This window comes from Mucilaginibacter sp. CAU 1740 (assembly GCF_039839285.1).
In the GTDB taxonomy this organism is placed as follows: domain Bacteria; phylum Bacteroidota; class Bacteroidia; order Sphingobacteriales; family Sphingobacteriaceae; genus Mucilaginibacter.
Window position 1 is genome coordinate 327,765 of record NZ_JBDOQS010000001.1, and the last position, 14,940, is coordinate 342,704.

The window sequence follows — 14,940 nt, forward strand, 5'->3', positions numbered from 1 at the left end:
AACTTCATCAACAGCAAAATGAGATCTCAACATAAAATACAAATTGTAACGGCACTTGCCGGGGCATTAGCCCTGAGCGCCTGCGTTACACATAAATATACCCCACCCGCACCGGCCGCGGCCAATGTGTACCGGGACACTACCGTAACCGACTCGACCAGCCTGGCCGATGTGCCGGTTACACAGTTATTTACAGATACCATACTCCAAAACCTGATAGCCGAAGGCATCCGCGAAAGCTACGATCTTAAAACCGCCGTACAACGCATTGCCGAGGCCGATGCTACACTGCGCCAAAGCAGGGCGGCATATTTGCCCACGCTATCCGGCGGTCCGCAGGTTACCCGCGCCAAGCAATCAGCAGCGGGGCTTAACTTCCCGCCCGAGTTTGCGAGTTCGTTCAACCTCACTACTACCACTTACCAACTGGGCTTGAGCGCCAGTTGGGAGGCTGATATTTGGGGTAAATTGAGCAGCACTAAACGCGCGGCTTTCGCCAACCTGTTAAAAAGTGAAGCCGCCCGCCGCGCCGTTCAAACACAGCTGATAGCGGATATTGCCACCAACTATTACAGCCTGTTAGCGCTGGATAAGCAACTGGCCATTACCGAAGAAACGGTAAAAAACCGCATAACCGATATGGAAACCATGAAGGCCCTGAAAGAAAGTGCCGTAGTCAACGGCGCGGCCGTAGTGCAAAGCGAAGCCAACAGGTACGCCGCCGAGGTTACCATCCCCGATCTGAAACGCAGCATCCGCGAAACAGAGAACGCGTTATCCATACTACTGGCACGCCAACCGGGCACTATCAAACGTACTACCCTGGCCGAGCAAAATCCATACACCAACCTAATGTTGGGCGTACCCTCACAACTGCTAAAAAACAGACCGGATGTTCAACAGGCCGAACTAACATTTCGTGCAGCTTTTGAGAATGTAAATGTTGCCCGCACGTATTTTTATCCCTCGCTTACCATAAGCGGGCAGGGCGGCGCGTCGGCCCTTAAGATCAAAGATCTTTTTGAGCACTCTATATTTTACAATGTAGTAGGTGGAATTACCCAACCCATCTTTAACCAGGGCCAGAACAAGGCAAGGTTGCGCATAGCTAAAGCCCAACAGCAGGAGGCCTTTTACGGTTTCCAACAATCGCTGCTAACCGCAGGGCAGGAAGTATCAAACGCGCTTTACGCCTACCAAACAGCGGTTGATAAGCAAGGTAGCCGCGATAAACAACTCCGCGCACTCGAAAAATCGGTAGATTATACCAAGGATTTGCTTCGCTACAGTTCGGCCACTAACTACACCGATGTGTTAACATCCGAGCAAAGCCTCTTATCGGCACAGCTTAGCAGCGTTAATGATAGGTTGCAGCAGTTGCAGGCCGTTGTGAGCCTTTACCACGCTTTGGGTGGTGGTTGGAAGTAATTTTTGAAGGTTTAAAGTTTTACGCCCCGGTATGTTATGGCATGCCGGGGCGTATTTTTTTGTTAAAATATCCAAAGGACGTCATTGCGAGGTACGAAGCAATCCCAAATAGGCAGAGAGGCTAATCAAATCCGCCCTGTAAAGTCGGGGATTGCTTCGTACCTCGCAATGACGTGGGGAGATATGGCATCCAAAACCGCACACCTACCCGTCCGCTTCCATTACACAGTTTAACCTGAAAATTTATTAAATTATCTATATGTCAATTACTTATAACTTTGGCTTAGCAATTGCGCTAAATAATCAGATTGAAAACCTACACATTCCATATCAACGCTTACGACCCGGCTTTTTTAGGAACTATCTTCCTTGGCCTGGCCTCGGCCGCGCTTTTATGGTTCGGCAAAAAAGAAAACAAAACTGCTAACCGTTTTTTGGCGCTGGCGCTGATGGTTATTGTTTTATACATAGGCCGCGCGTTAGCTATCGATATCGGGCTATCAACTTATATCCCTAATTGGAGCCGGCTGCCTTTACTGTCTTCGATGGCATTTGGCCCGCTCATTTATTTCTATGTACTCAAAATAACTCGGCCCCAATATCAATTCCGGTATAAACAGTTGCTGCATTTTGTTCCCTTATTGTTGGAGTTGGGTGCTCAACTGTTGGCTATCAACGAAAGTAGTGAAACAGGGAAAGCCACTTATGATACGTTGATCTATCAGCAGATAAATCCCGTGTTGCAGGTGCTGGTCTTTATTTCGGCTATCATCTACCTGTATGCATCCCACAAACAAATAGAAAACTTTTACCACCGCATTAAATTTATCAATGGCGATAGGTACCGTTACCAAATGAAGTGGTTGCATCAGCAATTAGGAGGCCTCGGCATACTGTGGTTGTGTTGGGTGCTTTTTGCTGTAGCTGGTTGTTTTTTCTATCCAACCCAATTAGGCCTTCATGCCTGGTACCCTTTTTACCTGTTTTTAGCCATCTTAACTATAGGCACAGCAGGTACGGCTTTTTTACGGCCGGAAGCCGCGTTGCAACCAATCACGCCACCGGTTTATAAACCTGCGCCTCCGGAAGAGTCAAAGCAAAAAGGTACCTGGCTCAAAAAAGTACTGAAAGCCAACCAATATTACCAGGACCCTGAACTTAACCTACGCTCGCTGGCTGAAAAGCTTGATTTGCACCCTAACGAGTTATCGCGCATCATCAATACGGTGCTCAAAAAAAGCTTTAACGATTTGATCAACGAATACCGCGTTGCGGATGTCGCCCGTAAAATGCAGGATCCAGCTTATGATCACCTAACCTTGTTGGGCATCGCTTTCGAATCGGGCTTTAACTCCAAAACCACCTTTAATCGGACTTTTAAACAACTAACCGGCAAAAGCCCCGCAGAATATAAAATAGAACTGAAAAAAGAGCGACCATATTATAACTTGGAACGCCAGCCCCGCTTCGGCACAGTAATTTTAAACCAGGAAACGACTAAAAACGTGGTCGTTAAAAAATCAAATCCTTACGTTATGTTTAAAAATTACTTCAAAATAGCCTGGCGTAACCTTAAGCGCAATAAAAGCTATGCCTCTATTAATATTACCGGATTGGCCATTGGTATAGCTGCCTGTTTGCTCATTTTCCTGGTGGTGCAGTACGAAACCAGTTTCGATAACTATCATACCAATAAAGACCGCATTTATCGGATTGTAAATGTAAGCAGCGGTGCCGATGGTACGCACGCAGGTTCGGGTACGCCATTGCCGCTGATAGAAGGGCTGAAGCTCGATTTTCCGCAGATAAAACAAACAGCCAACATCATGAAAAATGATGGCTCGCACTATACTATTGGCGATGCGCGCGGTAGCGGTACGTTTAAAAAATTTAAGGAAGACCTTGCCTATTATGCCGACCCCGGCTTTTTTCAACTGTTTGATTTTAAATGGCTGGCCGGAGATAAAAATACAGCTCTGGCCGATCCGAAAACCATTGTACTATCCCGCGATGAAGCCAATAAATTTTTCGGCGACTGGCACAAGGCCATGGGTAAAACAATCCGCTACGAAAATAGGCGCGACCTTAAAGTGACCGGTATTTTTGAAGATCCACCGGTAAATACCGATTTCCCTATTAAGCTGGCCGTATCATGGGTTACACTCATTGAAAAAGACGGCGACCTAAGCGGCAACGCGCAGGATTGGGTCAGCACTTTTGGCGATAGGAATTGCTACATCATTTTACCACCCGATGTAAACGAAAAACAATTTAATGCGCAGTTGGCAGCTTTCGCCAAAAAACATATCCCGCCGCCTTACAATAAAAACCAGATCTACCAATTACAGGCGCTCAAGGATATGCATTACAACACGGAAGTTGGTGTGTATAGCGGTCACCCGTTCAGCAAGCAGATGATCAGCATGATCAGTTTGATAGGTTTGTTCCTGCTAATCATAGCCTGTGTTAACTTCATTAACCTCGCTACCGCGCAGGCCGTGAACCGGTCGAAAGAGGTTGGCATCCGTAAAGTTTTGGGGAGTAACCGCTACCAATTGCTATTGCAATTTATTACAGAAACTTTAATCATCACTTTGTTTGCCGTTGTGCTGGGTTCGATCATCTCTTTGGTAACCTTACCAATGCTGAATAAGCTACTCGAAATTCAATTAAGCAGTGGTTTCCTGGCCGATGGGATGGTGATACTGTTTTTAGTGGGCGTAGTGATCAGCGTTACGTTTTTGGCTGGTTTTTACCCGGCATTGGTGTTATCGGGCTTTAATCCGTTAGAGGCTTTGAGGAATAAGATCAATGCCGGTCGCGCCAGTGGAATCTCGCTACGCAGGGTGCTGGTAGTGGCGCAGTTTTGTATAGCGCAAATTTTGGTGATAGGTACGCTGGTGCTCGTTTACCAGATGAACTATTTCAGGAGCAAATCGCTTGGGTTTAATAAAGATGCTGTGGTTACCGTGCCGTTCCCTGCCGATAGTATTAGCCGGTTAAGGGTAAACGCGCTAAAAGAACAGCTTTTGCAACAGCCAGGAATTAAAGATATCAGTGTGAGCTGGTCGGGCCCGTCGGATTTTAACGGCTGGTTCAGCGATTTTAAATTTAATAATGCTGCCAAACAGGTTGATTTTGGTGCCTGTCTTAAATGGGCTGATGCTAAATTTTTCAGCTTATACGATATTAAATTTGTAGCAGGCGGTCCATACAAACAAACAGATACCATATCCGGCTACGTAGTAAATGAAACCCTGATCCACAAGCTCGGCATCACCGATCCGAAGCAGGCCATTGGCAAATACATTATGCTCTGGAACGACAAAAAGCTGAACGCCCGAATTACCGGGGTAGTGAAAGATTTCAACACCGGATCGTTACGCAACACTATCCCGCCGGTGCTGATGGGGCCATGGAAATCGCAATACTCCAAACTGAACATCAAAATTCAGCCCCAAAACATTAAGCAAACCCTCGCAGGCATCGATAACCTTTGGAACAAAACTTTCCCCGAAGGAGTGTATGAATACCAGTTTTTGGATAAAACAATTGAAAGTTTTTACCGCGACGAGGATCAGCTATCCACCTTATATAAAATATTCGCAGGGATAGCCATATTTATTTCTTGTTTGGGGCTGTACGGCATGGTATCGTTCATGGCCCTGCAACGCACCAAAGAGGTCGGCATCCGCAAAACATTAGGGGCGTCGGTAGGGAATATTGTTTACTTATTTTCTAAAGAGTTTACTGTGCTTATCATTATCGCCTTCGCCATATCGGCACCTGTAGGCTACTACTTTATGCATAAGTGGCTGCAGGATTATACCTACCGTATTAGCATCGGTCCGGATATATTTATTTTGGCGATACTGGCCTCGGTGGTTATTGCCTGGATAAGTGTTGGGTACAAAGCTGTAAGGGCGGCATTGGCTAACCCGGTGAAGAGTTTGCGGAGTGAGTAGAGGCCTCGTTATTACAACAATTATCCAATCGTCATGCTGAATTTATTTCAGCACCCCACAGGACAAGTAACCGATTTGCTTAGCGAGCGGCTCATCACGTGAGGTGCTGAAACAAGTTCAGCATGACGATTTTGTTTGTTAATCTTCCAAAAACTCCACCACTAATTGCTCCCATTCCTCATCCAAAGAAACATCAGGCCTTGTTTGCCTGGCCTGACGGTACCAGTAATCGGCGTTCCAGATATCGCCTTCTTTACGGTGCAGATATGCATGTACCCAGGCCGATGAACGGTCGGTTAAATGATCAACCTGCGCGTGGGCCTGGTTCCAGTCGCCTTTGCCATCGTACCAAAGGGCTTTGAGTTGGGGGGGTAAGCCGCTGGCTGGCTGTGTTGAAGTTAGTGAAGCTTTAAATTCGGCTAATGTTTTCATTGAGGGCTAATTTACTGAATAGTTACCGTGCCGCTCCAGAGCTTGTTATATCGCACATAATCATAAGGATCTTGCGAAAAGAGACCTCCATCTCCAGTAAACGGGACCTTTAAAAGGCTCATGCTTATCCGATATTCGGTGCCGCGTTTTACACTCAAATCGTAGGTGATAATCAGTGTTCGCCTGTATTCCTGGTGCGGTGCTAATGTGATAACCTTCGTGACATTTTTTTCGCAGAGCCACCCGGGCAGTTTGATCTCATTGCAATCGGTTCCCCAAAACTCGTCCCACGAACAGCTCATGGAGTAAAACTGGAGTTCATCATTACTATCGTTACGTATATATGCCGGAACGTTAATAACCTTCATCTTTACTTTAACCCGTTTATTATTTTTAAATAGATATGTAACGGTATCATGTGGTTGAGTGATGTGCTTTTTATCAATGATTAGCGGGTATAATTTGCGATCGTTATCGGTTAGTTGATAAATATCTTTGTTCAGAAGGATCCTGCTTTTCTTTCTCTCAACTGATGGAGACTCATCTGCGGGTAGAGAAATTTCGTGCTTCAGATTATAGTAAAGTATGATGGTATCAGTAAGCCTACCCAATAATGGATGTTGTTTTTGTTGATCGCTATTATCATCGGCCCATCTATATAATTTCATACTAATGCCAAGCGAAACGGTTTTATCAGGCATTTTATCCATCGTTAAAAAAAGCCTCATTTTTTGTGAGCGATGCGGTGGTATGGCCGTTTTGATATACCCGCCGCTTTTGCAGATATCAGTGGCTAAATGAAAATAGGGGGTTGGCTCTAAATTAAAAAGAGAGTTATAGCAATCCGTTCCCCGGTAATAAAGAGTCTCATTGCTATTGTTGTTAAGGAATATCTCGACAAAAGTATAGTTTATTCCGCCAGTGGAGTAAAAGCCATTGTTAGCAACTATGATTTCATAGGGCGGTGTTTTTATTTGAGCAATTAAGGTGCTCAGTGAACTTGCACAAAGAATAATAGTTAAGATCAATTTATTTTTCATGGTTTAGGTAGGTAATTGTTAAACGCGGCATACTTCAATGCTTCCCGAAAATACGGCTAATAATAAGCAAATCAAAGGCCGCTTCATACTTTGTGCATAGCCTTTATCAATACGCAAATTGAACAGAAGTATTAAATACCTTTTCTTTATATTTACGATACAGTATCATTAAATCCAATCTCAAAACCTAAGCATGATCATCGGCAAAAAATTTAACGAGCTAAATCCCGACGAGTATATTTTTTACATCAACAACCACAAAAAATATACTGATTTTAATACGCTTGGTTTGTACCGTTCACTTACCGAAAACGACAAATTATCCCTCGAAGAAAAGATAGCAATAAGAGAACATGCGCATAGATTATTTAAAAAGAGTTTTGATTTTTTGCAGATCAAAGATCCCGATGTATTTATAGTTGTTTCAAATTTAGGTATTGAACTTACCAAGGTTGATAGGGCGAAGGCCTGGGAGGATGTAGTTAAAAATCAGCAAAAAATATTAAAAGACAAGCGGATTAAACACAGAAATTTCGGTACTTATTCCAAGCACGATTGCCCCTATGAAGACTGTATTTACAGAGGCTTAATGGTTAATCCAAACTCACGCTTAGCCTGGGGCAACATCCATTTTGCAGGAGATAAAAATAAAGCTGAACAGAAGACAAAATCGGAACGACGAAAGTTGGAAAGAAAAAGAGGGAAGTTGATCATTAATAAACAAATTGTTGACCAATAGATAACTATTATCCTTCCGGAGTTTGGGCATTGGTATTTGAACTTGTAGCAGGATAAAAAGGGATTAGTGGGTTTGCGGATCTTGTCGCGATTTACCCCTAAACATGTCGTTTCTACACAGTGCGGGGCGTTTAAATACCCATGATATTTGTATTGTCAATCAAATCGAAAACAATTATGAAAAAAGTATTTAACCAATCTGGTATTCTGCGCCCGGTGTTGATCATTACCTTGCTTTTTATAACCATGTTTCAATCAAACGCTCAGCAAAGCAAGCCTGTACAAAGCGGCTATGCGCCGGTTAACGGTATTAAAGTTTACTACGAAGTATATGGCGAAGGCAAACCCATCGTATTGCTGCATGGTGCTTTTATGACCATTGAAGGCAACTGGGCGCAAATAATCCCCCAACTATCCAAAACCAGGAAGGTAATCGCCCTGGAGATGCAGGGCCATGGCCATACCCCATATTCCGACAGGCCGCTAACCCATGCCAACATGGCCCGCGATGTGGAAGGCGTAATGGACTACCTGAAAATTGACAGTGCCGATGTAGTTGGCTACAGCATGGGTGGTTCGGTAGCTTATAAATTTGCTATTCAAAGCCCTAAACGGTTAAAAAAACTAGTAATCATTTCATCAACCTATAAAACTACAGGATGGAACCCCGAAATAACCGCGGCTTTCAAATCTTTCAAGCCCGATTTTTTTGACAAAACCCCAATGCACGTAGCCTACGATTCCGTAGCGCCCGATAAAACCAAATGGACAAAATTTATAGAGCAGATGATAGTCTTCGCCCCGCAACCGTTTGATTTTGGGGATGATAACATAGCTAAGATCACCGCGCCGGTGTTGATCATTGCCGGTGATAACGATGGGATAGATAAAGTTGAACTGGCCAAAACCTATAAACTATTGGGCGGCGGAGTAGCTGCCGATATGGCCCCGATGCCCAAATCGCACCTGGCCATTGTGCCTGCGCAAAGCCATGTGGGTTTGATGATGCAGACTGATGTGATATTGGGTTATTTGAATAGCTTTTTGAAGTAACAAATTGAGGCCGATTGATTTTGGCTAAACCAAACGCAGATTTGGATAAATCGCCCTGCCTGTAGCTCCTGATCTTTGTATCAACAAAAAGATCAAACTATGAAAGTATTTGTTACAGGGGCCACAGGCTTCATCGGGACTGCCATTGTGCAGGAACTTATTAATGCCGGTCACCAGGTATTGGGATTGGCGCGTTCAGAAGCATCAGCTCAAAAATTAACAGCCGCGGGAGCCGAAGTTCACCGCGGCGACCTTGAAGATATTGAAAGCCTGCGCAGTGGCGCGGCCGCTGCCGACGGCGTGATCCACGTTGGGTTTGTGCATGATTTTAGCCGCCTGCAGGAAATTTGCCGGATAGATAAAACCGCCATTGAAACCATTGGCGATGTATTGGCCGGTTCTAATCGTCCGTTTATTGTTGCCTCCGGTACTGCATTGGTAAGTCCGGGGCAAATAGCTACCGAAGATATCCTTCCGCCGGTTAGCCCGGGCTGGCCGCGCGCTTCAGAGCAAACGGCTGATGAAGTGGATGCTAAAGGTGTAAAGGCATCGGCAATTCGCTTATCGCCATCGGTACATGGGCTTGATGATAAGCACGGATTTATTCCCATACTTGTTAATATTGCCCGCGAAAAAGGGGGTTTCGGCCTATATCGGCGAGGGTACAAATCGTTGGAACGCTGTGCATCGCATGGATGCCGCGCATCTTTTCCGCCTGGCTTTGGAAAACGAGGCTCCTGCTCCCCGCTATCATGCCTCGGCCGAAGAAGCCATCACCGTTAAATCAATAGCCGAAGCGATAGGTAAAGAACTGAATTTGCCGGTAGTTTCAATAGCGCCCCAAGCAGCGGCCGAACATTTTGGCTGGTTCGCGCATATGGCCGCTATCGACTGCCCAGCATCAAGCGAGTGGACGCAGCAAACATTAAACTGGAAGCCAATCGGCCCGGCTTTGCTGGAAGATATTGCAAACGGTATCTACACCAAATAACCGGAAGATGAAAATTGTAGTAACAGGTTCGGTGGGAAACATTAGTTTCCCACTAACACTCAATTTGGTTGCCGGCGGGCACGATGTAACCGTAATAAGCAGCGACCGGGCTAAACAGCAAACCATTGAAAAAGCAGGAGCGAGGGCAGCAATCGGATCGATGGAAGATGCCGGTTTTTTAACCGAAACGTTTAAAAGCGCGGACGCGGTTTATGCCATGATCCCGCTAAGCTTTACCGAGCCAGATCTGGGCGTTTACATGCATAGGATAGCGCAAAACTATATCACTGCCTTTAAAAACGCGGGCACTAGGCGCGTTGTACTGTTAAGCGGCTGGGCAGCCGACTTTGTGAAAGACGAGGGGGTAGAGTATTTGTTTGATGGCCTTGACGCTTCCATAACCATCATGCGCCCGGCTTCTTTCTACACTAATTTTTACCAGTCTGCAGATTTGATCAGGGGGAAAGGGTTTATCGGGAAATTCCTCACCTTGCGTTACTTAGGCATTTGGGCACTACTAACCGGCAAAACAGGTTTGTTAATGGGCAATTATGGGGGCGACGACCGCATTGTTTTCGTATCGCCAAAAGATATAGCCGATGCGGTTGCCGAAGAACTAATGTTATCGCCCGAAGAAAAAACCATCCGTTATGTAGGCAGCGAGGAAATGACCTGCAACCAGGCTGCAAAAATTATTGGCACAGCAATAGGCAAGCCCTGGCTTAAATGGGTATTGCTTTCAGACAAAGACATGCTGCAGGGACTGAAGATGGCTAAAGTGCCCGAAAAATTAGCGAAAACGCTTGTTGAAATGGGCGCGGCGATGCACAGCGGCAAAACGCTCGAAAATTTCCATAAAGCCAATACTAAAATGGGTAAAGTAAAACTTGCTGACTTTGCGCAGGAGTTTGCCGCGGTTTATCAGCAGAAATAACGAACTTTAAGTAAAATGAGCAACCAGCAGCTATATCGCTTTCATACCATTACGGAATATCATCGGGCCGCGGGCCTACCTGCGCCGGCACATCCGCTGATAAGCTTGGTAAACATGGCCGATTTGACGCGGCCTTTGGCAGAGGGATCTTTCAGCCTTATTTATGATTTTTATTCGGTATCGATGAAAAGGGTGAAGCATGCCAAATTTAAATACGGCCAGCAGGCCAGCGATTTTGATGAAGGCGTGCTGTTCTTTATGTCGCCCGGTCAGGTGTTTGGTATGGAGATAGAAAAAGGCCATGAAATGCACCGCCCCGAAGGGTGGATGCTGCTCATTCACCCGGATTTTTTGTGGAACACGCCCCTCGCTAAAAACATTAAACAATACGAGTTTTTTGGTTACTCGGTGTACGAGGCGCTTTACCTTTCTGATAAAGAGAAAGTGATGCTCAGCACCATTACGCAAAATATTGAGCAGGAGTACAACGCCAATATCGATCGTTTTAGCCAAAGTGTGATCATTGCGCAACTGGAACTTTTGTTAACCTATTCGGAAAGGTTTTACCAGCGACAGTTCATTACCCGCAAAATTGCCAGTCACGAAATTTTAACCAAACTGGAAGATTTGCTTGCTGGTTATTTTAACAGCGGAGCCCTTGCGCAAAAAGGCCTGCCCAGCGTTACCTTTATTGCCGAAAGCCTGAACATCTCACCCGGTTATTTGAGCGGGTTACTCAAATCATTAACAGGGCAAAATACCCAACAACACCTGCACAACAAACTGATAGATCTGGCTAAAGAAAAGCTTTCAACAACAACCCTCACCGTAAGTGAGATAGCCTATGAACTGGGGTTTGAACACCTGCAATCGTTCAGTAAACTGTTCAAAACCAAAACCAACCTTTCGCCATTGGAGTTTCGGCACTCGTTTAATTGAAGGATGGGCTGAGGTTTTGTTAGGTTGATTTAAACTTAGTTTACCCATATTTAAATAGAGCGGTTTTCGTACCGCTCTATTTTTGTTATTGGCGGTTTTGTTTTATTCCCCGGCGGGGAAGGTTGTTTTATTTAGTAAACTTGTAATGTAAATAGTGGCCTGCAAACTGCTATCTGCATTTAACCGTTAACGAATATCACATCCATGAAACAAAAAGCACCGGCCGATTTAACCAACGAAGAACTACTACTGGAAGCCAAAAAAATCAAAACCAATAACATTTACGATGCCGCCATCTTTGGCTTTTTGATAGGCGTTGCCGTTTATAGTGCTGTTAGAAATGGCTTTGGTTGGCTTACTTTTCTTCCGCTGATCTATGTGCCTATTGCGGCTAAGAATAAAGTTAGGAATAGGGAGGTGGAGAGGTTGGTGAAGGAGAGGGGATTGAGGTAGGGGGAAGCGTTAAGAATATTTTGGTCACAAGTGTAAATTACTATGATTCCGGATGTAATAACCTGTATTAGCTTTTTTCAATTATTTCTTATAACGCTCTTTAACCCTCTCAAGGTAAATCATAAAGCGAACCGTTGGTTTGCTTTGTTTTTTTTATCCGCGGGGCTTTTAATGGTTAATTCATTAATTCTTCAACAAAACGCTCAGCTCCATTATCATTATCTTTTAGTTTTTACAGAACTGGCACGACTAACGATAGCTCCTGCACTATATTTTGTGGTGTGCTATTATACTTTTCCAAACAGGACGTCCCGGTTAAAGGATTATATCCATTTTGTTCCTGTGTTTCTCTTATTTGTATTTACTGTACCGTTTTTTAAAAGCGCAGATAATTCATTTCAGTCTTATCAGGATATGTTATCAGTAGGCTTAAAACACTGGCTTCCTTTATGTTTGTTTGTTCTGTTGATAGTGCAAATGTGCTATAGCATTACACTGGCGGTTATTGTGTTGGTCCGGCATCAAAATAATATCAAATTAATTAATGCCGATATAAACGCGATCAACCTAAACTGGCTAAAATACTTGTTATATATTGTAAGTTCTATCTTGATTCTTTGGTACGCCGGTATATTTTTTAGTTTTAATTGGATTGAGCAGTACAGGCCCATAGTTGTTTTAGGGATGGTTCTTTGTTTAGGATACTATGTTATTGCGCAGAAAGAAATATATCCATTTGAAGTTTCGAAACTCCGGGAAATAGATGAGCTATTTATTGCAGAACAGGAACAAATAAATACTCCCCGGCTTACAACGGAAATAATGTCGGTTTATAAAACCAGGCTGCTACAAATAATGGAAACAGAAAGGGTTTATCTCCAGCATGATATTACATTACCGCAGCTTGCCAGTATGATGGAGGTTTCAAGTCACGATCTTTCGTATGTTATTAACAACGGGTTTAATATGACTTTTTTTACGTTCATTAATTCCTACCGGATCGCGGAAGCAAAAAAGCTTTTAATATCTGAAGATCTCAAGCATTTTAACATAATCGGCATTGCTTACAATTCTGGCTTCAATTCAAAATCTACATTTAACAGCGCTTTTAAAAAGGAAACAGGCCTGTCGCCAACTCAATTTATCAATAAAAGCAAGCAAGGCTTAATTACCCCTGTTCATTCTTGAAATACAAGGAATCAAGGCGTCCGACTGGATAGATCCGGACGACACGCAATTGCTTAGTGGTTACTATTGTGCCGTATTTAATTAAAGGCATCAAAAACTTAACCAATGAAAAAAGCAATCCTTTTATTTTTGATCGCGTTGTTTGCCAAGTTCGAAGCTACGGCGCAAAACCGGGAACAATCTTTAAAAAACCTGATCGAAGACGCGAACCTTCCCGGGCTGCAACTGACCTATAATAAAAACGGTAAGGTTGTTACCTATGTAGTAGGAACGGGGAAAGAACATAACACAAAACCTTTAACCAAAACCACCGTTTTGAGGGCTGGTTCATTAGGTAAATGTGTATTTGCCTATGCGGTAATGAAATTATATGACCGGGGCGTTATCGCTCTCGATACACCGCTATTAAATTATATAGGGAACTACGTTAGGTTTGATCCGGCAAATCCTGGATTTAAAAAGATCACTGCAAGGATGGTGTTAAGCCATACCTCTGGTTTGGGCGAGTTAAAGCCTTCGGCAGATATCAAGGCCGATTTGCTGTTTGAACCGGGCAGGTCGTTTGCTTATTCGGGTGAGGGGTTCTGGTTTTTACAAAAAGTTGTTGAGTCGCTTTTGAATAAGCCTTTTGAGCAGATTATGCGCGAAGAGGTTTTTTCTCCTTTAGGAATGAAAAATAGCACGTACGTGCAAACTCCTACCATGGATAAAAACTTGCTGGGCGAAGATCCCCTAAATTTCGCATGGCTTTCGCCCAATGCTGCATTTACGCTGTTTACCACTTCCGAAGACTATAACCGGTTTTTGACAGCACTTTTAGCAGGTAAAGACTTGAAGCCTGAAACACAAAAACAAATGTTCACTAAACAAAGTGATGCGCAACGATTTAATAGTCCGGTTTCGGTGGCTGATCAATATGTAAGCTGGGGGCTTGGGTTGGGCCTGCAGCAGAATGAAAAAGGAAAGGCCATTTGGCAATGGGGTAATTATGGTGATGATTTTTATTCCTTTTTTATAGCCTATCCGAAAACAAAGGAGAGCCTTGTTTTTTTTACGCGCGGTCAATCCGCCCTTAAAATAGCCGATCAAGTTGTAAATTTAATATTGGGCAAACAAAAGCTTTGGGCTATGAAGTGGCTTAATATAGGCTATACTTATCCGGAAACTATGAGCCACCTGTATGATCTTTTACGGAAGATGGGTTGGGCTAATACATCCCAACTATTTAGTGGGATGCAACGCTCTGGTTATCAGTTTTCAGAAGGAGACATAAATGGCTATGGATACGTGTTATTAAAACAAAAGCGATTTGCGCGTGCACTAAGTATTTTTAAGCAAAATATTAGATTGTTCCCGAATAGTACTATGGCGTATGATAGTTATGCCGAGGCTTGGATGGATATTGGTAACAAGAAATTGGCTATCGAGAATTTCCAGCGTTCATTGAAACTGGATACAAATAACACAAACGCGGTATTTCGTATCAAAAGTTTAAACTATCCGTATAAGCTTACCCCAAAGGTTGTACAAATCTTCGCCGGCAAGTTTGTGCAAAAAGACAGAAAAGATGTTTTCATGATAGTAAGCGGCGCAGGGAATAAATTAAAACTTACAGATAATGAAGGCGGCGTTATTGAGCTATCCCAAATTGCCGACAATGAGTTTTATAATTTTGATTTGCCGATGCATTTAAAATTCATTGCAAATAATGAGGGAAAGTTTAACCAGGCTATAATAAACAACGTGTTAATATGGATTAGGGCCTATTAATTTCCCTTA

At 43.7% G+C, this 14,940-nt stretch carries 13 protein-coding genes; 11 read left to right on the forward strand and 2 right to left on the reverse strand.

The annotated features are described in order from the left end of the window. The first annotated feature begins 18 nt into the window (after nucleotides 1-18). On the forward strand, nucleotides 19-1,428 hold the full coding sequence (locus AAFN85_RS01470; protein WP_347525178.1) for an efflux transporter outer membrane subunit: 1,410 nt from the start codon (nucleotides 19-21) through the stop codon (nucleotides 1,426-1,428). Nucleotides 1,429-1,736: 308 nt separating this feature from the next. Then, nucleotides 1,737-5,393: an ABC transporter permease gene (locus AAFN85_RS01475; RefSeq protein ID WP_347525179.1), complete on the forward strand. Its 3,657-nt coding sequence runs from the start codon at nucleotides 1,737-1,739 to the stop codon at nucleotides 5,391-5,393. 138 nt (nucleotides 5,394-5,531) lie between these two features. Here the strand turns inward: AAFN85_RS01475 and AAFN85_RS01480 are convergent, their stop codons facing one another. Continuing rightward, a complete protein-coding gene (locus tag AAFN85_RS01480) occupies nucleotides 5,532-5,825 on the reverse strand; it encodes a hypothetical protein (protein WP_347525180.1) in 294 nt (97 codons plus the stop codon). Nucleotides 5,826-5,836: 11 nt separating this feature from the next. Beyond that, nucleotides 5,837-6,865: a hypothetical protein gene (locus AAFN85_RS01485; RefSeq protein WP_347525181.1), complete on the reverse strand. Its 1,029-nt coding sequence runs from the start codon at nucleotides 6,863-6,865 to the stop codon at nucleotides 5,837-5,839. Between the two features lie 193 nt (nucleotides 6,866-7,058). Between AAFN85_RS01485 and AAFN85_RS01490 the strand changes: the two genes are divergently transcribed. From AAFN85_RS01490 to AAFN85_RS01530, 9 genes are all read left to right on the forward strand, one after another. Further along, nucleotides 7,059-7,604, forward strand: a complete 546-nt coding sequence (locus AAFN85_RS01490) for a hypothetical protein (RefSeq protein ID WP_347525182.1) — start codon at nucleotides 7,059-7,061, stop codon at nucleotides 7,602-7,604. A gap of 176 nt (nucleotides 7,605-7,780) precedes the next feature. Then, the gene (locus tag AAFN85_RS01495) at nucleotides 7,781-8,656 is read left to right on the forward strand and encodes an alpha/beta hydrolase (RefSeq protein WP_347525183.1); all 876 of its coding nucleotides are present in this window, start codon (nucleotides 7,781-7,783) and stop codon (nucleotides 8,654-8,656) included. Nucleotides 8,657-8,755: 99 nt separating this feature from the next. After that, nucleotides 8,756-9,439 carry an NAD-dependent epimerase/dehydratase family protein gene (locus AAFN85_RS01500; protein ID WP_347525184.1) on the forward strand — a complete coding sequence of 228 codons (684 nt, stop codon included), beginning with the start codon at nucleotides 8,756-8,758 and terminating at the stop codon, nucleotides 9,437-9,439. Beyond that, the gene (locus AAFN85_RS01505; protein WP_347525185.1) at nucleotides 9,378-9,647 is read left to right on the forward strand and encodes a hypothetical protein; all 270 of its coding nucleotides are present in this window, start codon (nucleotides 9,378-9,380) and stop codon (nucleotides 9,645-9,647) included. Before AAFN85_RS01500 ends, AAFN85_RS01505 begins: the two co-directional genes overlap by 62 nt. A 7-nt stretch (nucleotides 9,648-9,654) precedes the next feature. Further along, complete coding sequence (locus AAFN85_RS01510; RefSeq protein ID WP_347525186.1) at nucleotides 9,655-10,581, forward strand: NAD(P)H-binding protein; 927 nt, start codon at nucleotides 9,655-9,657, stop codon at nucleotides 10,579-10,581. A gap of 15 nt (nucleotides 10,582-10,596) precedes the next feature. Further along, a complete protein-coding gene (locus AAFN85_RS01515) occupies nucleotides 10,597-11,520 on the forward strand; it encodes a helix-turn-helix transcriptional regulator (protein WP_347525187.1) in 924 nt (307 codons plus the stop codon). Nucleotides 11,521-11,724: 204 nt separating this feature from the next. Next, the gene (locus AAFN85_RS01520; RefSeq protein WP_347525188.1) at nucleotides 11,725-11,973 is read left to right on the forward strand and encodes a hypothetical protein; all 249 of its coding nucleotides are present in this window, start codon (nucleotides 11,725-11,727) and stop codon (nucleotides 11,971-11,973) included. A 414-nt stretch (nucleotides 11,974-12,387) separates the two neighbouring features. Next, a complete protein-coding gene (locus AAFN85_RS01525; RefSeq protein ID WP_347525189.1) occupies nucleotides 12,388-13,161 on the forward strand; it encodes an AraC family transcriptional regulator in 774 nt (257 codons plus the stop codon). A 105-nt stretch (nucleotides 13,162-13,266) separates the two neighbouring features. Beyond that, nucleotides 13,267-14,931, forward strand: a complete 1,665-nt coding sequence (locus AAFN85_RS01530) for a serine hydrolase (protein ID WP_347525190.1) — start codon at nucleotides 13,267-13,269, stop codon at nucleotides 14,929-14,931. Nucleotides 14,932-14,940 lie beyond the last annotated feature (9 nt).